This window comes from Rhodoglobus sp. GW821-FHT12B09 (assembly GCF_058809925.1).
Map to the genome: position 1 here is coordinate 491,627 of NZ_JBXATB010000001.1, position 18,730 is coordinate 510,356.

Sequence of the window (18,730 nt, forward strand, 5' to 3'; positions counted from 1 at the left end):
CACGTGGCAACCCCCAGCAATCTCGACGCCGTCATCAACCTCGCCAAGCGCAGGGGTTTCGTCTTCCAGTCGGGAGAGATCTACGGCGGCTCGCGCTCCGCGTGGGACTACGGGCCCCTGGGCACCGCGCTCAAGGAGAACATCAAGAAGCAGTGGTGGCAGACCATCGTGCAGGGCCGCGATGACGTCGTCGGCATCGACTCCGCGGTGATCCTCCCGAAGCGCGTGTGGGAGGTCTCCGGCCACGTCGAGGTCTTCTCCGACCCGCTCGTCGAGTCGCTGCACACCCACAAGCGCTACCGCGCGGACCACCTCCTCGAGGCGTACGAGGAGAAGCACGGGCATCCCCCCGTCAACGGCCTTGCCGACATCAAGGACCCGGACACCGGCCAGCCCGGCGCCTGGACCGAGCCGCAGAACTTCTCGGGGCTGCTGAAGACGTTCCTCGGCCCCGTCGACAACGAGGAGGGGCTGCACTACCTGCGCCCCGAGACGGCGCAGGGCATCTTCGTGAACTTCGCGAACGTCATGGGCGCTGCCCGGATGAAGCCGCCGTTCGGCATCGGGCAGGTGGGCAAGTCGTTCCGCAACGAGATCACGCCCGGCAACTTCATCTTCCGCACGCGGGAGTTCGAGCAGATGGAGATGGAGTTCTTCGTCGAGCCCGGCACCGACGAGGAGTGGCAGCAGTACTGGATGGACGAGGCGATGCGCTGGTACGTCGACCTCGGCATCAACCCCGAGAACCTCCGCTTCTACGAGCACCCGAAGGAGAAGCTGTCGCACTACTCGAAGCGCACCGTCGACATCGAGTACCGCTTCCGCTTCCAGGGCAGCGAGTGGGGCGAGCTCATGGGCGTCGCCAATCGCACGGACTTCGACCTCAAGACGCACTCCGAGGCATCGGGCACCGATCTCTCGTACTTCGACCAGACGAAGGACGAGCGCTGGATCCCGTACGTCATCGAGCCCGCGTTCGGCCTCACGCGCGCTCTCATGGCGTTCCTGCTGGACGCCTACGCCGAGGATGAGGCACCCAACGCCAAGGGCGGCGTGGACAAGCGCACCGTGCTGCGGCTCGACCGCCGCCTCGCGCCCGTCAAGGTCGCGGTGTTGCCGCTGTCGCGCAACGAGCAGCTCTCGCCGCTGGCCAAGGAGGTCGCGGCCGACCTGCGCAAGCTCTGGAACGTCGACTTCGACGACGCCGGGGCCATCGGCCGCCGCTACCGCCGCCAGGACGAGATCGGCACGCCGTTCTGCGTCACGATCGACTTCGACTCGCTCGACGACAAGGCAGTCACGGTGCGCGAGCGCGACACGATGGCCCAGGAGCGCATCCCGCTCGAGGGCCTGCGCGCGTACCTCGCGGCGCAGCTCGTCGGCGCCTAGCCCGTCATGGCCCGGCGGGATCTGCCGTTCGCGGATTCGACGAACCTCGCGATCGTGAGCCCGCTGACGCCGGATGCCCTTGCCGCACTCCCGGGCCGGTTCGCGGCCTGGGCGGCCTCGCGCGCCGGCGCGCGGTACCGGTTCCGCCGCGCCGGGCGCCGCTGGGTCCCGGTGCGGCGCAGTGAGCTCGCGGCCCGTGTCGAGCGCTCGGTGGTGCGCCTTGCCGACGACCTCGATGCCGCCCAGCTCGAGTCGGTGGTGCGCGACCTCGAGTACACCGAGCTCGCGGCGATGCTCATCCTCACGCCGTCGTCAGCGGCGATGAACCTGTCGCACTACTTCGGTGACGGCCCGTTCGCCCTCCTGGCCATCCGCTCCATCCTGTCGGGCGAGATCCCCGACGAACCGCGCATGACTCGGTTCCCGCTCCTGCGCGCCCTGCTTGCCACGGGCCGATGGCGCCCGTCCGCCCTGCGTGAGGGCCGCGGCCTGTTGCACGGCATGCACGAGCACTTCGCCACGGCGTCGTGGTCGAAGCCGGGCCAGGTCACCGAGTCCGTCACCCTCTCGGCGGTGCGCATCGACACCGCCGCTCTCCGGCCCCTCGTGGCGAAGGAGCGCGAGACCGACCCCAGGGCGTCGTCGCTCGACGTGCTCACCTCGCTCGTACTGCGGTCGTTCGCGGCGAGTCTCTCCGAGGGAGCAGACATGCCGGTCCGGATGCTCGTGGGCCTACGGCAGCATCTGCCCGAGGGGCTCTCCACCTCCGGCAACTTCTCCACGAGCGCCATCCTGGGCTCGCTGCGGGGAAGCTCGTGGACGCCCGCCGGCGCCCGCGAGGCGATGGCGGCCGTCACTTCCTCGCCGGCGCTCGTCGCGGCGGAGGCGGTCGAGGTCATTGCGCACGCGCGGGGGCGACTGCGGCGGCGGCCGGTCGACGGCGGCAGCCCGCTGCAGCTCACCTACAACGTCATCACGGGCCGCGTCGGCGCCGCCCGCGACGATTTCGTTCCGGGCGGCGAGCAGCGCTCGACGCTGCTGATGCTCAACCGCGGCCCGCTGCTCGGTCCCCACTGCACGGTGAGCGTCACCGGATCCGATTTCCTCATCACGACGGTCGACGACACCGGCCTGCTCGACTTCGCCCGGTTCGAGGCCGCGATCGCTGCGGGTCTCGCCGGCTGAGTGCCGGGCGACTCCTCCCCACCGTCGCCCTCAGACCGCGGTTCACACATGCCGGAGGACCGGGCCGGCGCGGGCGCCGCGATCACGACACTGTCGGGATGCGCAGACTCCTCGCCCTCCTCCTCGCCGTGCTCGGCCTCCTGCTGATCGGCGCCCTGCCCGCACACGCCGCGACCAAGAACGCGGGAATCCCCGACCTCACTCCGTACGGCGGCTACCTCGGCAACTACCTCGCCCCCGACGGCTACCGCGTGTACTGCATCGACTCCGCGCTGCCGTGGCCGTCGGGCGACACCTCGGGCCCGACCGCCGTCGACTCCCTCGTGACGACCTGGGGTCTCACCCTCCCGGCGGCTGATGTGCAGAAGCTCAACTACGTGCTCCTCACCTACGGCCAGACTGATGACCCCGTGCAGGCCGCCGCCGTTGCGGCCTTCGTCAACGCCTACACGAGCGGCTGGGCCCGCGATCTCGGCGCCGGGTATGCCGCCGGCGCGTGGTACCTCAACGGGAACGCGACGGTCACCTCCGTCTACGACACGATCTGGGCGGATGCCGCGGCCAACGCGGCGCCGGTCGGCACCGCCACCGTCCGGGTCGATCCCGACGCCGGCACCGTCACGGTCACCGCCTCGCCCGCCGCAGCGACAGGAACGCTCACGCTCGCGGGCGCCGTGCGCACCGACACCGGCGAGGCCGAGTTTCCGGTCTCCTCGAACGAGGTGGTGCCGATCACCGGTACCCCGCGCGACGACGAGCAGCAGTACACGATCTCCGCGCACGTGGACTTCGCGGCGGTGACGGCGGCGGCACCCGGTCTCGTCCTCTACACGACCTCCGGCCAGCAGCGCACGATCCGCGGGGGACCGCCCGGGTCTCTGACCTTCAGCGCCGATGCCAGCGCGACCGCCACAGCCCCGCCCCGGCTTGCGGCCACGGGGGAGGCGAACCCGCACGCGGCGCTGGCGGCGGCGGGGCTGGTGGGGTTCGGAGTTCTTCTCGTCGTCGGCGCGCGACCCGCGGGAATACGACGTGCACGAGCGCGTTGACCTTCACGTGAGTGAACCCATCAAGGTAGACATCTGGTCAGACGTGCAGTGCCCCTGGTGCTACATCGGCAAGCGCAAGTTCGAGGCGGGAGCCGCCGAGTTCCTGGCGGGCAACGCCGACGGCGCGGTCGAGATCGAGTACCACTCGTTCGAGCTGGCCCCCGACACCCCCGTCGACTTCGAGGGATCGCCGATGGACTACCTCGCCGAGCGCAAGGGCATCGCCCCGGCGCAGGCGCAGGAGATGCTCGCCCGCGTCACCGGCATCGCCAAGAGCGTCGGCCTTGACTACGACTACGACCACGTGCACCAGACGAACACGGTGATCTCGCACGAGCTCATCCACTTCGCCAAGAGCAAGGGCCGCCAGATCGAGATGAAGGAGCGCCTGCTCAAGGCGTACTTCGTCAACGGCGAGCACGTCGGGCGCATCCCCGACCTCGTCGATATCGCCGTCGAGCTGGGCTACGACCGCGACGAGGTCACCGAGGCGCTCGAGTCGCACCGGTTCCTCGCGGACGTGAAGGCCGATGTGGCGCTCGCGCAGGAGTACGGCATCCAGGGCGTCCCGTTCTTCGTCATCGACGGCAAGTACGGGGTGTCCGGCGCGCAGGAGGCCGCAACCTTCGCTAACGTGCTGGCACAGGTGCAGAGCGAGAGAGAAGCTGTCTGATGGACTCCACAACACTGCCGTTGCCGATCATCACGCTGGAGCAGCTCGGTGATCCGACTGCGGCGGCGTGCGAGGGCGACTTCTGCGCCATCCCCGACCACCACCAGCAGGCGGTAGTGAACCGCAAGCTCGACGAGGACGCCGTCTAGCAAGCGCCTAGCCGACGTACCCCCGCCGCGACCACTCCATGAGGTCGCGGGCCGAGGCGTCCGCGGGCGCTTTGGACGCCACACGCGGCGGCACCCGCACCAGGAACGGCACCGTGGGCCGCTCCGACAGCGACGGGTGCTGCGACTCGGGGTTGATCCGCCGGTTCACGAGCGCGCCGAGCACGGCGCCGATGCCGAAGCCCACCGGCAGCGCGAACAGGTACAGCGCCGGCGGGATGCCCGTGGCAGTGCCCAGCGCGAGGGTGAGCACGATCCCGACCGCCGCGCCGATGGCGATCGCCACCCACCACCGCTGCAGCCTCGCGTTCTGCGCGTCCCACGCCCTCTGGGCCCGGAGCTCGGCGAGAGCCCGTTCGCGCGGAGTCTCGCTCACCCACAGCTTGCCCTCGAACCGGAACACCCACGGGTTCTCGTCGAGCGCCATCAGTCGCTGATGTCCGCGATGGAGGCGTCGAGGCCGCGGACGAGGTCATCGGTCTGCACCCACGCGCTATAGCCGTGGTCGCCGGCGCCGAGGGCGATGCGGCCGCTCACGCGCGAGTCGACGAACACCGGCCAGGCGGTGGTCGACCCGAGCGGTGTGATCGTGCCGCGCTCGTAGCCGGTAGCCTCGAGGGCGATCTCCTGCGAGGGCAGCTGCAGCTTGTTCACTCCGACGACCGCGCGCAGCTTCGCCCACGAGATCTGCCGATCGCCGGGGACGAGGGCGAAGAGGAACGTGCCGTCGTGCCGCTTCACCACGAGGCTCTTCACGATCGCGGAGGGGGAGATGCCGAGCAGCTCGGCGGCCTGCTCGAGCGACTCCGCCTTCGGGCGCTCGACGATCTCGACCGGGATTCCTCGTGCCGCGGCATCCGTGCGAACACGCTCGGTGCCCGGGGATGGGACAATTGACATATGTCCATTCTTGCCGCTCCGGCGCCGACGCTGAACATCGGGCCGCTCGCGCTCGATGTCCCCGTGGTGCTCGCGCCCATGGCGGGGATCACGAACACGGCGTTCCGGCGGCTGTGCCGCGAGTACGGCGCCGGCCTCTACGTGTCCGAGATGATCACGAGCCGCGCCCTCGTGGAGCGCACTCCGGAGAGCATGCGGCTGATCCGGCACCACGAGTCGGAGACGACCCGCAGCATCCAGCTCTACGGCGTCGACCCGAAGACCGTCGCCGAGGCGGTCACCATGCTCGTCGCCGAGGACCGCGCGGACCACATCGACCTGAACTTCGGATGCCCGGTGCCCAAGGTGACGCGCAAGGGCGGGGGAGCGGCGCTCCCCTGGAAGCGCGACCTGTTCCGCGACATCGTTGAGGGCGCGGTGAAGGCCGCCGGGGCCGTGCCGCTCACCGTGAAGATGCGCAAGGGCATCGACTCCGACCATCTGACGTACCTCGAGGCCGCCAAGGCCGCGCAGGGGGCCGGCGTCGCGAGCATCGCGCTCCATGCCCGCACCGCCGCCGAGTTCTACTCCGGCACCGCCGACTGGTCGGCCATCGAGAAGCTCAAGAGCACCATCACCGACACCCCGATCCTCGGCAACGGCGACATCTGGAGCGCCGAGGACGCGCTGCGCATGGTCAACGAGACCGGGTGCGACGGCGTCGTGGTGGGCCGGGGATGCCTCGGCCGCCCCTGGCTCTTCGGCGACCTTGCCGCGGCCTTCCGGGGCGAGGCGCTCAAGGCGGAGCCGACGCTCGGCGAGGTCGCGCGGGCGTTCAAGCGGCACGCCGAGCTGCTCACCGAGTTCTTCGAGGAGGAGGACAGGGCCTGCCGCGACATCCGCAAGCACGTGGCCTGGTACTTCAAGGGCTACGCCGTGGGCGGGGAGTTGCGGGCATCCCTCGCCACCGTCCGCGACCTCGCCCAGCTCGACGAGCTGCTCGCCCAGCTCGACTGGGAGCAGCCGTACCCTGGCGCCGACGCCGAGGGCCAGCGCGGCCGCGCCGGCACCCCGAAGAGCCCGTCGCTGCCGCAGGGCTGGCTGGACAGCCGCGAGCTGCAGGAGACCCACCGGAACGAACTGAACGAGGCGGAGCTGAGCACCAGTGGCGGCTAGTGCGGTGCCGAGGAGCTACTCAGAGTTCGACGCCGAGCGCTGGTTCCCGGAGGAACATTCGAGCCGCCGCAGCGACTTCGCTCGCGACCGGGCGCGGGTGCTGCACTCCAGCGCCCTGCGCCGGCTCGCCGCGAAGACGCAGGTGCTGAGCCCCACGAGCGGCTCCGACTTCTCCCGCAACCGGCTCACCCACTCCCTCGAGGTCGCGCAGGTGGGCCGCGAGCTCGCCGACAGCCTCGGCCTCGACCCGGACGTGGTCGACACCGCGTGCCTCGCCCACGACCTGGGCCACCCGCCGTTCGGGCACAACGGGGAGCGCGCCCTCAACGACTGGGCGCGGGACATCGGCGGGTTCGAGGGCAACGCGCAGACCCTGCGCCTGCTGACCCGCATCGAGCCGAAGGTGTTCGGGTCCGACGGCCGCAGCTACGGCCTCAACCTCACCCGGGCCTCGTTGGATGCAAGCTGCAAGTATCCGTGGCCGAGCGCGCAGGGCATCCCGGACCCGAGCGGCCGCAGCAAGTACGGCTTCTACGACGACGACACCGCCGCGTTCGAATGGCTGCGCGCGGGAGCGCCCGACCGCACGCGCTGCATCGAGGCGCAGGTGATGGACCTCTCCGACGACATCGGCTACTCGGTGCACGACTTCGAGGACGCGATCGTGAACGGCTACGTGGATGTCACGGCGCTCGGTGCCCGCGTCGACCACGACGACCTCGTGAACTCGATGTTCACCTGGATCGGCGGGGAGGTCGACCACGACGAACTGATCGCCGCCTTCGACCGCCTCGACAACCTCGACCAGTGGCTCGACCGCTGGGACGGCAGCCGCGAGGCGCACGGCCGGCTGAAGAACCTCACCAGCCAGCTCATCGGGCGCTTCGCCGGGGCGGCCGTCCAGGCGACGCGGGAGGCCCACTCGGGGCCGCTCGCGCGCTTCGGGGCCGACCTCGAGGTGCCGCGCGAGATCCAGGCCGAGATCGCCGTGCTCAAGGGCATCGTAGCGGCCTTCGTGATGTCGACGAACTCCCGCCAGCCGATCTACGCGCACCAGCGCGACATCCTGACCGAGCTCGCCGACGTGCTGCTGTGGTCCGCCCCGACGAACCTCGACGCGGGATTCACCGCCGACTGGAACGCCGCGACCTCCGACGAGCAGCGCAAGCGCGCCGTGGTCGACCAGGTCGCGTCGCTCACCGACCAGTCGGCGACGGCCTGGCACCAGCGGTTGGTCGGCTGACCGGCCGCCGCCCGCCGCCCCGTCGTCCCCGTCCCGTCCCGCTCCCGTCCCTTCCCGCACCCGTCCCTTCCCGCTCACCCGCCCCGTCCGCCCCGTCGTTGCGGAGGATGACACGCCGTTGGCGCTGCCGTCGGCGCACCTGTTGCGGCGCGCCGTCCTCCGTAACGCGAGGAGCAGCGGAGGCCGCGGCTCTGCCGGAGCCTCAGCGACCGGTCAGCGACGGCCTCGCCCGGCGGCTCGTGGGCTGCCCCCGTGGGAATGTCTGACGCCGGCTGAACGTAGAATCACAGCGTGGCAGGCCTGATCCGACGAAGCGATATCGACGAGGTCCGGTCGCGCACGAACCTCGCTGACATCGTCGGCGACTACGTGAGCCTCAAGAACGCAGGCGTCGGCTCGATGAAGGGCCTGTGCCCGTTCCACGAGGAGCGCAGCCCGAGCTTCCACGTGCGGCCGCAGGTCGGCTTCTACCACTGCTTCGGCTGCGGGGAGGGCGGCGACGTCTTCACCTTCCTGCAGAAGATGGACCACGTGAGCTTCTCCGAGGCCGTCGAGCGGATGGCCGCGCGCATCGGGTACGAGCTGCACTACGAGGACGGAGCGGCGGCCACCGACCACGGCAACCGCGCGCGCATCCTCGCCGCCAATGAGTCCGCCGCGGAGTTCTACGCCTCGCAGCTCACGACCCCGGACGCCGAGCCGGCGCGGGCCTTCCTCGGCAGCCGCGGCTTCGACGCCTCGGCCGCCCAGCGCTTCGGGGTCGGATTCGCCCCGCGCGGCAGTGCGCTGCGCACCCATCTCAAGTCCCTCGGCTACACCGAGGAGGAGCTCGTGACCGCCGGGCTCCTCGGTCGCGGCGACCGCGGCGACGTCTACGACCGGTTCCGGGGCCGCTTGGTCTGGCCGATCCGGGATGTCACGGGCGCAACCCTCGGCTTCGGCGCCCGCAAGCTGCTCGACGACGACAACGGGCCGAAGTACCTCAACACCCCCGAGACGCCGGTCTACCACAAGAGCCAGGTGCTCTACGGGCTCGACCTCGCGAAGCGCGACATCGCCCGCGGCCGCCAGGTCGTGGTCGTCGAGGGCTACACCGACGTGATGGCGTGCCACCTCGCGGGCATCACGACAGCGGTCGCCACCTGCGGCACCGCCTTCGGCGTCGACCACATCAAGATCGTGCGCCGGGTGATCGGCGACGTCGACAACGCCGACACGACGGGCACGGGCGAGGTAATCTTCACGTTCGACCCCGACGAGGCCGGCCAGAAGGCCGCGAGTCGCGCCTTCGCGGAGGAGCAGCGCTTCGCCGCGCAGACGTTCGTCGCGGTCGCGCCGGACGGGCTCGACCCGTGCGACCTCCGCCTCGCGCAGGGCGACGGCGCCGTGCAGCGCCTCATCAAGAGCCGCAAGCCCATGTTCGAGTTCATGATCCGCCGGCAGCTGGCGGCGCACGACCTCGAGACCGTCGAGGGGCGGGTCGCGGCACTGCGCGCGGCGGCGCCGGTGGTGGCGGGCATCCGGGATCAGGCACTCAGCATCGGGTACGTGCGCAACCTCGCGGGCTGGCTCGGGATGGACCCGACCGAGGTGCAGCGGGCGGTGCGCGCCTCGGGCGGCTCGGCCAACCAGCGGTACTCGGCCCCCCAGCGGCCCTCGACCGCGCAGGGCCAGCCTGAGCGCGAGCCCTCCGTGGCGGCGCCCGTCGCGGAGGACGAGCCCTCTATCACGCGCCTGCGCACCGACACGGCGACGCGCACCGAGCGCGACGTGCTCATGGCGATCCTGCAGCACCCGGACTATGTCGGGGAGAGGCTCCTGGCCAAGGCGGTGCGCATCGGCTTCACCGACGGCGACCTCGGTGTCGTGCGCGACGCGATAGCGGTGAACCTCGCGATGGCCGCCGCACCGGACTGGGCGGCGCGCGTGACCGCGGAGGTTCCGCAACGTTTCGGCAAGCTCGTGAACGAGCTGACCGTGGCGCCCATCCCGGCCCGCGAGGACAAGATGCCGGGCTACTGCCGCAGCATCGTCACCGACTTCATCGACCGCGATTTGCTGCGCGAGAAGGTCGAGCTGATGGGTGCGATGCAGCGGCTGGATGCCACCGCTGACGCCGAGCGGTTCTCCGCCGTGCAGCGCGACCTGGTGCGAATTGAGACCGAACGACGGGCCCTGCGCGACGAATAACGCCATTGTGCGACGAAATGTTGCTTTCGCGTAAACATCCGTCTCGCAATGGCAACCGGTCTGTCTATCTGTGTTAGGACTGATTCACAGCAACGCACGGCGCGCCACTTTGGCGCGCCGTCGCGTTCCTTGCCATCAATTAGGAAGAGGTAGACGGATATGACATCCGCATCCAAGAAGCGCGTTCTCGGCGCGTTCGCCGGCACGGCAGTGTTCGCACTCGCTCTCGCCGGCTGCGCCGCGACGGGCGGCGACACCGGCGGCTCGAGCGACTCGCTCATCGTCGGCACCACCGACAAGGTCACCTTCATCGACCCGGCCGGCTCGTACGACAACGGCTCCTTCGCCGTCATGAACCAGGTGTACCCGTTCCTCCTGAACTCCAAGCAGGGCACCTCGGATGTCGAGCCCGACATCGCGGTCTCCGCCGAGTACACGAGCCCGACCGAGTACACGGTCGTCCTCAAGGACGGCCTGAAGTTCGCCAACGGCCACGACCTCACCTCCTCCGACGTGAAGTTCTCGTTCGACCGCCAGGTCACGATCGCCGACGAGAACGGCCCGTCCGTCCTCCTCGGCAACATCGAGAGCGTCGAGGCTGTGGATGACACCACCGTCGTCTTCCACCTCAAGAACGGCAACGACCAGACGTTCGCGCAGATCCTGTCGAGCCCCGCCGCTCCGATCGTCGACGAGGAGGTCTTCTCGGCCGACTCCGTCACGCCGGACAAGGACATCGTCGACGGCAACGCCTTCGCCGGCCAGTACGTGATCAAGAGCTACGACTTCAACAACCTGATCTCGTTCGAGGCCAACCCCGACTACCAGGGTGTCCTGGGCGCGGCGAAGACCAAGAACATCGACCTGAAGTACTACACGGACGCGTCGAACCTCAAGCTCGACGTGCAGGAAGGCAACATCGACGTCGCACACCGCAGCCTGTCCGCGACTGACGTCGCCGACCTGCAGGGCAACGACGCGGTGAACGTCGTCGTCGGCCCCGGTGGAGAGATCCGCTACATCGTGTTCAACTTCAACACGCAGCCCTTCGGCGCGACGACCGCTGAGGCCGACCCGGCCAAGGCTCTTGCCGTCCGCCAGGCCGTCGCCGACCTCGTCGACCGCCAGGAGATCTCGGACCAGGTCTACAAGGGCACCTACCTGCCGCTGTACTCCTACGTTCCGGACGGCCTCACCGGCGCCACCCAGGTCCTCAAGGACCTCTACGGCGACGGCGAAGGCGGCCCTGACGCCGACAAGGCTGCCAAGGCCCTCGCCGATGCCGGCGTCGCGACCCCGGTCGCGCTCAACCTGCAGTACAACCCGGACCACTACGGTGAGTCGTCGGGCGACGAGTACGCACTCGTGAAGAGCCAGCTCGAGGCAACCGGCCTGTTCACGGTCAACCTGCAGTCCACCGAGTGGGTCACCTACTCGAAGGACCGCACGGCGGACCTGTACCCGGCGTACCAGCTCGGCTGGTTCCCGGACTACTCCGACGCTGACAACTACCTGACGCCGTTCTTCACCACGGACAACTTCCTGGCGAACCACTACGACAACCAGGAAGTCAACCAGCTGATCCTGGACCAGGCCGTCGAGCAGGACCCGGCCACGCGCCAGTCCGACATCGAGGAGATCCAGGCCAAGGTTGCCGCTGACCTGTCGACCGTGCCGCTGCTCCAGGGCGCGCAGATCGCTGTCACCGGCAAGGACGTGACCGGCGCCGTTCTCGACGGCTCGTTCAAGTTCCGCTACGGAAGCCTCGTCAAGGGCTAACGATCCGCGGCTAGAGTCTTCTCTAGCGCAGAGGGGCGACCCGCACCAGTGCGGGTCGCCCCTTCTCTCTTTCTGCACACGCACGATTGGTACCAATGACGACAACCGCCCCCGCAGTGCTCGACCCCGTCGGGCCCGTGCCCGCCGCCCGGCGCCCCCGTGGCGGAGGCGGCGGACTGCTGCGCTTCATCATCGTCAGGTTCCTCCTGATCTTCCCGACGATCTTCATCCTCGTCACCATGGTCTTCGTCCTCATGCGGTCGATCGGCGATCCGATCACGGCCTCTCTCGGTGGGCGCCTCACGGCCGAGCAGCTCGCCGAGCGCATACACTCGGCGGGCTACGACCGATCCATCTTCGTGCAGTACTTCGAGTACATCGGCCAGGTATTCACCGGCAACTTCGGTACCGCGATCAGCGACGGGCGCCCCGTGCTCCAGCTGCTCGTCACCTACGGCGGCGCCACCCTCGAGCTGGTGTTCTACGCGCTCATCGTGGCCTTCATCGTGGGCATCCCGCTCGGCATGCTCGCCGCCTACCTGCGCGACAAGTGGCCGGACGCCGTGCTCCGGGTCTTTGCGATCCTCTGCTACGCGACTCCCGTCTTCTTCGCCGGGCTCCTGCTCAAGCTCGTCTTCTCGGTCTGGCTCAAGGTCCTGCCCGTGGCCGGCCGCGCGAGCACCCGCACCGAGCTCAACATGTCGAAGCTGGGCGACCGGCGCACGGGCATCTACCTGATCGACGCGCTGCAGCTCGGAACGCCCGCGGCGATCGGCGACGTCCTCCAGCACGCCGTGCTCCCGGGGCTGGCCCTCGGACTCCTCACCGCCGGCGTCTTCCTGCGCCTGGTGCGCACCAACGTCATCGGCACCCTCTCGATGGACTACGTCGACGCCGCCCGCTCGCGCGGCGTGAGCGAGTACCGCCTCGTGCGGCGCCACGCGTACAAGCCGGCCCTCGTCCCGATCATCACGGTCATCGGCCTCCAGATCGCCGTCCTCCTCGGCGGCGCCGTACTGACCGAGACCACGTTCGAGTGGAAGGGCCTCGGCTTCAAGCTCGCGGAGTACCTCACCGCCCGCGACTTCGTGGCGGTGCAGGGCATCGTGGCCCTCCTCGCCGTGATCGTGGCCCTGAGCAACTTCATCGTGGATGTCATAGCCGCGCTCATCGACCCGAGGGTGAGGTACTGATCATGACGAGCCCCACCGAGCCCCGTCGGCGCGTGCGCCTCTGGCAGCGCCTCCCCGTCGTGCACCAGCTTCGCCAGAGCGTCGGCCTGCAGCGCGGCATGCTCATCGTCGGCCTCGTGATCACGGGCATCTTCCTGCTCACCGCGATCTTCGCGCCGCTCCTGGCCCCGTACGGCTTCGCCCAGCTCAAGAACCCCGACGGCACACCGTTCGGCGCGCAGGTGCCCCCGGGCGGCGCGCACATCCTCGGCACCACCGTCGGCGGCTACGACGTGCTCTCGCGCGTGATCTGGGGCAGCCAGACCGCCCTCGCGGTAATCATCGTCGCGGTCATCCTGTCGATCTTCGCGGGCGTGATCCTCGGCCTCGTCTCCGGCTACATCGGCGGCTGGGTCGACCGCGTGCTCGTGGTGATCGCCGACGCGGTGTTCGCGTTCCCGACTCTGCTGCTCGCCATCGTCGCGGCCATCGCGATCTCGGGCGGGCAGTCGAGCCTGTGGGGCGGCATCTTCGCGGCCGCGCTCTCGATCACGGTCGTCTACATCCCGCAGTACTTCCGGGTGATCCGAGCCGAGACGACGCGCATCAAGTCGGAGGCCTACGTCGAGTCGGCCAAGGTCATCGGGTCGAGCACCGGCCGCATCATGTTCCGCCACGTGCTGCGCAACGCGACCCGCACGCTCCCGCTGCTCTTCACGCTGAACAGCTCCGAGGCGATCCTGACGCTCGCGGGCCTCGGGTTCCTCGGCTTCGGCATCCAGCCGACGGCCGCGGCGGAGTGGGGCTACGACCTCAACCGCTCGATCTCGGATGTCACGAGCGGCATCTGGTGGACCTCCGTGTTCCCCGGCTCGGCGATCGTGCTCGTGGTCCTCGGCATCACCCTCGTCGGCGAGAGCCTCAACGACCTCGCCGACCCGCGCCTGCGCACCCGGCGGAAGGCTAGCGCGGTCCCCGGGCCGACGGCCGCGACATCCGCCGTGCTCGACGGCAGCGACCAGGCACAGGAGGCCGTACAGTGACCCGCGTTGTGGACATCACGAACCTCGACGTCCGGTTCGCCACCGACGGCGGCTCCGTCGCGGCGGTCGACGGCGTGAGCCTGACTGTCGACTCCGGCGAGGTGCTCGCCATCGTCGGCGAGAGCGGCAGCGGCAAGTCCGTCACCGCCAAGTCGATCATCGGCCTGCTGCCCGAGACCGCGACCACGACGGGCGCGATCCTGCTCAACGGCCGCGAGGTCGTGGGGCTCACGGGTCAGAAGCTGCGGGAGATCCGCGGCACGGACGCGGCAATGGTATTCCAGGAGCCGTCGCTCGCTCTCAACCCCGTCTTCACCGTGGGCTGGCAGATCATGGAGGGCCTCCGCGCGCACAAGGGCATCTCCAAGAAGGATGCCCGAGCCAAGGCCATCGACATGCTCAGCCGCGTCGGCATCCCGGAGCCCGAGAAGCGCATCGACTACTACCCGCACCAGTTCTCGGGCGGGCAGAAGCAGCGCGTGGTGATCGCCATGGCGCTGGTGCTCGAGCCCGAGCTGATCATCGCGGACGAGCCGACTACCGCACTCGACGTGACAGTGCAGGCGGAGATCCTCGACCTGCTCCGCCGCTGCCGCGACGAGTTCGGTGCGGCGATCATCCTCATCACCCACAACATGGGCATCGTCGCCGACCTGGCCGACCGGGTCGCGGTGATGTTCGAGGGCAAGCTCGTGGAGGAGGCGCCAGTCGCGAAGCTGTTCGCCTCCCCTGAGCACCCGTACACGCAGAGGCTCCTCGCCGCCGTGCCCCGCATCGGCACGGGCGGTGCGCGCGCGAAGGCCCGCATCGACGAGCGCATCGCGTCGGGCACCGTCAACACTGCCGAGCCCGTCGTCGTCGCCGAGAACCTCGTGATCGAGTACGCGGGCCGTCTCGGCCGCGGCGGCTTCCGCGCGGTGGACGGCGTGAGCTTCACCATCTCGCCCGGCGAGGTCCTCGGCCTGGTCGGCGAGAGCGGATCGGGCAAGACCACGATCGGCCGTGCCATCGGAGGCCTGACGAAGATCACCGGCGGCTCGCTGCAGGTGCTCGGGCACGAGATGCTCGGCATTCGCGAGCGCACCTTCAAGCCGGTCCGCAGCGACATCGGCTTCGTCTTCCAAGACCCGGCGTCGAGCTTCAACCCGCTCCTCACCATCGCGGAATGCGTGGCCGAGCCGCTCATCGTGCACGGCAAGGCCCGGGATGCCCGCGCCGCCCGCCCTCGTGTCAACGAGCTGCTCGAGGCCGTGCAACTGCCGCGAGGGTTCGGCGACCGCTACCCCCACGAGCTCAGCGGCGGCCAGCGCCAGCGCGCGAGCCTCGCGCGCTCGCTCGCCCTCGAGCCGAGCCTGCTGATCGCTGACGAGCCGACCAGCGCCCTGGACGTCTCGGTGCAGGCGCGCGTGCTGGAGCTCTTCGCGGAGCTGCAGAAGGAGTTCGGCTTCGCCGCCCTGTTCATCAGCCACGACCTGGCTGTCGTCGACATGCTGTCCGATCGCATCGCGGTGCTGTACCACGGCAGGCTCGTGGAGGAGGGAACGGGGGAGCAGGTGCTGGGCGCGCCGCAGCATCCCTACACCCAGCGGCTCCTGGCCTCCCTGCCCGTGCCCGATCCGGCCGAGCAGGCCGTGCGCCGCGAGCAGCTCCGCGCCCTCAGGGCCAGCGAATGACCGACGACGTCGCGGTCCGCGCGCGCGACCTCTCCCTGCTGTACCCCTCGTCGAACCCGCAGACCCGCTCGATCGCGGTCAACGGGCTGAGCTTCGACATCGCGCCCGGCGAGGTGCTCGCCGTCGTGGGCGAGACCGGGTCGGGCAAGAGCAGCCTCGCCAAGGCGGTGGCGCTGCAGGCGGACCTCGTGGATGCCGACTCGCCGAAGATCACCGGCGGCAGCCTCGAGGTCATCGGCACGCAGCTGCGCGGGGTGAGTGCCCGCAAGCGCGACCGGCTCGGACTGTACGTGGGCTACCTGCGCCAGGAGGCCGGGGACTTCCTCGAGCCGCGCCTCACGATCGGCGAGAACGTGGCCGAGCCGATCTTCTCCCGCGACCGCCACTTCGACCAGGACGAGGCGGGCGAAGCTGTCGCGACCCTCATCGACGCCGTGCGCCTTCCGCTCTCGACGATGAACAAGTACCCCCACGAGCTCAGCAAGGGCCAGCGCCAGCGGGTCGCGATCGCGCGCGCGATGATCCTCGAGCCGAAGGTGCTCGTCGCGGACGACCCGACGGCCGGCATCGACGTGACAGTGCGCGCGGCGATCCTCGACATCATCGTGTCTCTGCAGCGCGAGCGCGGCTTCTCCGCCCTCGTCGTGACCGCGGACCTCAGCGAGGTGCGCCGGATCAGCAACCGCGTCGCGATCATGCACCGCGGCGTCTTCGTCGGCATCGGCGATCTGGAGAAGGTTCTCGCCGACCCGCGCCACCCGTACGTGCGCGATCTCGCCCGCTCGCTCGACCACCTCAACCGCAGGGGCGAGCTCGTCGACCAGTCCTGAGGCCGCCCGCCCGCACAGGTATGATGTTTGGCGAGCCCGCCCCGACGAAGAGGAAACGCCCCCGCCATGACGACACGACACCCGGGCGAGCACCGGGATCCGCTCGCGCCCGTGCCCCTCGACAGCCCCCGCCCGACAGCCGGTCCCGTCGCCGTTCTGCCCTTCGCCCACCCGGCGTTCGAGGCGGCCGTTGTCGCCGGCGGGGGAGTCGTCGAGCCGCTCTCCGGCGCGACGCGCGGCCTCGTCTGGCTCACCCCGGACGGCCCCGCGCTCGCCGCCGTGCTGGCCGAGCATCCCGCAATCGAGTGGGTGCAGCTTCCCCTCGCGGGCATCGAGGCGTTCGCGCAGATCTTCGCCGCGCAGGGGAGCACGCCGCTGCCGGTGTGGACGAGCGCGAAGGGGTCGTTCGCCGAGCCCGTCGCCGAGCACGCCCTCGCCCTCGCGCTCGCCGTGCTCCGGGGTCTGCCGGAGAAGTCCCGCGGGACGAGCTGGGCAGACCCGAAGACCGGCATCTCCCTCTACGGCCGCCGCGTCGTGATCGTCGGGGCGGGCGGCATCGCCGTCGAGCTGCTCCGCCTGCTCGCGCCGTGGGAGGTCGACGTGACGATCGTGCGGCGCGGAAGCGACCCCCTGCCCGGCGCCGATCGCACCGTGCCCGTGTCGCAGTTGGGCGAGGTGCTCCCGGATGCCGACGTGCTCATCCTCGCCGCGGCGGCCACCGCCGAGACGGCCCACCTCATCGGCGCCGAGCAGCTCGCGCTTCTGAAGCCGTCGGCCGCGCTCATCAACATCGCCCGGGGATCGCTCGTCGACCAGGAGGCGCTCGTCGCCGCCCTCGAGAGCGGCCACCTCGCGGGTGCCGGGCTCGACGTCACAACGCCGGAGCCGCTGCCGGACGGGCATCCCCTCTGGACCGCGCCGCGCATCGTGATCACCTCGCACTCCGCAGACACCCCCGAGATGACCGAGCCCCTCCTCGCCGAGCGCATCAGGGCGAATGTCGCCGCGCTCGTCGGCGGTGGCGGCTTCGTGGGCCGGGTCGACCCCGAGTCGGGGTACTGATGTCCGACTTCTGGGTCGGCGGCTACGGCGAGGACATGTCGGGCACGCTGTCGGGCATCCTCTCGATGCGCACCACGGATGCCGGCACGCTCGAGCTCGTCGGAACTGCGGTCGAGACGCCGTCGCCGTCGTACCTCGTGCAGCGCGGAGACCACGTCTACGCGGTCGCCGAGGGCGCCGGGACCGTTGAGTCGTTCCGCCGCAGCGGGGAGCACGGCCTCGTGCGCGACGGGTCCGCGGCCTCCGGCGGCACCTGGCCGTGCAACCTCGAGTTCGTCGCGGGCGGCATCGCCGTGGCCAACTACTTCGACGGCTCGGTCGCGCTCGTGGGCGTGGACGGCAGCGGCGCGGTGACCGGGCTGCTCGAGACTGAGCAGGGCGAGGGCTCGGGGCCGGACCAGCGCCAGCAGGGGCCGCACGTGCACGCGGTGTTCGCCGTCGACGACGACACGCTCCTCAGCCTCGATCTCGGGGCCGACCGCGTGAATGTGCACCGGCCGGGGCTGGCTGTCGCGGCATCCCTCGCTCTTCCGCCCGGAACCGGGCCCCGGGACATCGTGCGGCATCCGTCGGGACTGCTCTACGTGCTCGGGGAGCTGGGCAATACACTCACTGTGCTGCGCTGGACGGGCGCGGAGCTCGAGGTCGTCTCGTCGGCGAGCGTGCCCGGCGCGCTCGAGAACGGCGACGACGGCGCCGGCATCAGCATCGGCGCGGGCGGGCGCTATATCTACACCGGGCTGCGCGGCAGCCACCGGGTCGCCGTGCTGCGCGCGAGTGACGACGGCGCGGAGCTCGAGCCGGTGGGCTGGGTCTCCAGCGAGGGGGAGTGGCCCCGCGGCCACGCCGTCGACGGGGACGTGCTGCACGTCGCGAACCAGGTCTCCAACTCGATCGCGAGCTTCCGGCTGGGCTCCGACGGCATGCCGAGCCTCATCGCGGCGCCCACCGCGGTGCCCTCGCCGAACTACCTGCTCGCGCGTGCGTGAGCCGGTTTGGCGCAGGCCGAACGTTTGGTAATGTAGACAAGCTCAATCGCAATCCTCGATAGCTCAATTGGCAGAGCAACGCACTGTTAATGCGTAGGTTCTTGGTTCGAGTCCAAGTCGGGGAGCACAGATTCATTTCTGACAAGTTAGGCCCAGGCCCTCCACGGCCTGGGCCTATTTGTTTGCCCGGCGGGTTGAGTAGCGCGCTCTGGCGCGCGTATCGAAACCGGC

General features: G+C 70.0%; 17 protein-coding genes and 1 tRNA gene. 16 read left to right on the forward strand and 2 right to left on the reverse strand.

The features are described 5' to 3' along the window. Positions 1-3: 3 nt before the first annotated feature. The 5 genes from AC1RTC_RS02445 to AC1RTC_RS02465 all read left to right on the forward strand — a co-directional run bounded on the left by AC1RTC_RS02445 (position 4) and on the right by AC1RTC_RS02465 (position 4,445). Positions 4-1,389: a glycine--tRNA ligase gene (locus AC1RTC_RS02445; protein ID WP_493153866.1), complete on the forward strand. Its 1,386-nt coding sequence runs from the start codon at positions 4-6 to the stop codon at positions 1,387-1,389. Positions 1,390-1,395: 6 nt separating this feature from the next. Then, positions 1,396-2,574: a hypothetical protein gene (locus tag AC1RTC_RS02450; RefSeq protein WP_493153867.1), complete on the forward strand. Its 1,179-nt coding sequence runs from the start codon at positions 1,396-1,398 to the stop codon at positions 2,572-2,574. Positions 2,575-2,672: 98 nt separating this feature from the next. Further along, positions 2,673-3,623 (forward strand): hypothetical protein, encoded by a 951-nt coding sequence (locus AC1RTC_RS02455; protein ID WP_493153868.1) that lies wholly within the window; start codon positions 2,673-2,675, stop codon positions 3,621-3,623. Between the two features lie 7 nt (positions 3,624-3,630). Continuing rightward, positions 3,631-4,296, forward strand: a complete 666-nt coding sequence (locus AC1RTC_RS02460) for a DsbA family oxidoreductase (RefSeq protein WP_493153869.1) — start codon at positions 3,631-3,633, stop codon at positions 4,294-4,296. Next, entirely contained in the window at positions 4,296-4,445 is a 150-nt protein-coding gene (locus AC1RTC_RS02465) for a hypothetical protein (protein WP_493153870.1), read from the forward strand. Before AC1RTC_RS02460 ends, AC1RTC_RS02465 begins: the two co-directional genes overlap by 1 nt. Positions 4,446-4,452: 7 nt before the next feature. On the opposite strand, the gene AC1RTC_RS02470 is transcribed toward AC1RTC_RS02465, so the two are convergent. Together AC1RTC_RS02470 and AC1RTC_RS02475 are read right to left on the reverse strand one after the other, a co-directional pair. Beyond that, positions 4,453-4,890 carry a hypothetical protein gene (locus AC1RTC_RS02470; RefSeq protein WP_493153871.1) on the reverse strand — a complete coding sequence of 146 codons (438 nt, stop codon included), beginning with the start codon at positions 4,888-4,890 and terminating at the stop codon, positions 4,453-4,455. After that, the gene (locus tag AC1RTC_RS02475) at positions 4,890-5,363 is read right to left on the reverse strand and encodes an aminoacyl-tRNA deacylase (RefSeq protein WP_493153872.1); all 474 of its coding nucleotides are present in this window, start codon (positions 5,361-5,363) and stop codon (positions 4,890-4,892) included. Before AC1RTC_RS02475 ends, AC1RTC_RS02470 begins: the two co-directional genes overlap by 1 nt. Here AC1RTC_RS02475 and dusB point away from each other — a divergent pair, their 5' ends adjacent. From dusB to AC1RTC_RS02530, 11 genes are all read left to right on the forward strand, one after another. Beyond that, positions 5,364-6,518, forward strand: a complete 1,155-nt coding sequence (gene dusB / locus AC1RTC_RS02480) for a tRNA dihydrouridine synthase DusB (RefSeq protein ID WP_493153873.1) — start codon at positions 5,364-5,366, stop codon at positions 6,516-6,518. After that, on the forward strand, positions 6,508-7,761 hold the full coding sequence (locus AC1RTC_RS02485) for a deoxyguanosinetriphosphate triphosphohydrolase (RefSeq protein ID WP_493153874.1): 1,254 nt from the start codon (positions 6,508-6,510) through the stop codon (positions 7,759-7,761). Before dusB ends, AC1RTC_RS02485 begins: the two co-directional genes overlap by 11 nt. Positions 7,762-8,052: 291 nt before the next feature. Next, positions 8,053-9,951, forward strand: a complete 1,899-nt coding sequence (gene dnaG, locus AC1RTC_RS02490; RefSeq protein ID WP_493153875.1) for a DNA primase — start codon at positions 8,053-8,055, stop codon at positions 9,949-9,951. A 159-nt stretch (positions 9,952-10,110) separates the two neighbouring features. Continuing rightward, the gene (locus AC1RTC_RS02495) at positions 10,111-11,730 is read left to right on the forward strand and encodes an ABC transporter substrate-binding protein (RefSeq protein ID WP_493153876.1); all 1,620 of its coding nucleotides are present in this window, start codon (positions 10,111-10,113) and stop codon (positions 11,728-11,730) included. A gap of 95 nt (positions 11,731-11,825) precedes the next feature. Further along, on the forward strand, positions 11,826-12,923 hold the full coding sequence (locus tag AC1RTC_RS02500) for an ABC transporter permease (protein ID WP_493153877.1): 1,098 nt from the start codon (positions 11,826-11,828) through the stop codon (positions 12,921-12,923). Between the two features lie 2 nt (positions 12,924-12,925). Continuing rightward, positions 12,926-13,945, forward strand: coding sequence for an ABC transporter permease (locus AC1RTC_RS02505; protein WP_493153878.1), 1,020 nt, complete (start codon positions 12,926-12,928; stop codon positions 13,943-13,945). After that, positions 13,942-15,618, forward strand: coding sequence for an ABC transporter ATP-binding protein (locus AC1RTC_RS02510; RefSeq protein WP_493153879.1), 1,677 nt, complete (start codon positions 13,942-13,944; stop codon positions 15,616-15,618). Before AC1RTC_RS02505 ends, AC1RTC_RS02510 begins: the two co-directional genes overlap by 4 nt. After that, positions 15,615-16,448, forward strand: coding sequence for an ATP-binding cassette domain-containing protein (locus AC1RTC_RS02515; RefSeq protein WP_493153880.1), 834 nt, complete (start codon positions 15,615-15,617; stop codon positions 16,446-16,448). Before AC1RTC_RS02510 ends, AC1RTC_RS02515 begins: the two co-directional genes overlap by 4 nt. 66 nt (positions 16,449-16,514) lie before the next feature. Continuing rightward, positions 16,515-17,510 carry an NAD(P)-dependent oxidoreductase gene (locus AC1RTC_RS02520; protein ID WP_493153881.1) on the forward strand — a complete coding sequence of 332 codons (996 nt, stop codon included), beginning with the start codon at positions 16,515-16,517 and terminating at the stop codon, positions 17,508-17,510. Then, positions 17,510-18,499 carry a lactonase family protein gene (locus tag AC1RTC_RS02525; RefSeq protein ID WP_493153882.1) on the forward strand — a complete coding sequence of 330 codons (990 nt, stop codon included), beginning with the start codon at positions 17,510-17,512 and terminating at the stop codon, positions 18,497-18,499. The genes AC1RTC_RS02520 and AC1RTC_RS02525 overlap by 1 nt, the downstream gene beginning before the upstream one ends. Positions 18,500-18,551: 52 nt before the next feature. After that, a tRNA-Asn gene (locus AC1RTC_RS02530) sits at positions 18,552-18,624 on the forward strand. The last annotated feature ends 106 nt before the right edge of the window (positions 18,625-18,730 follow it).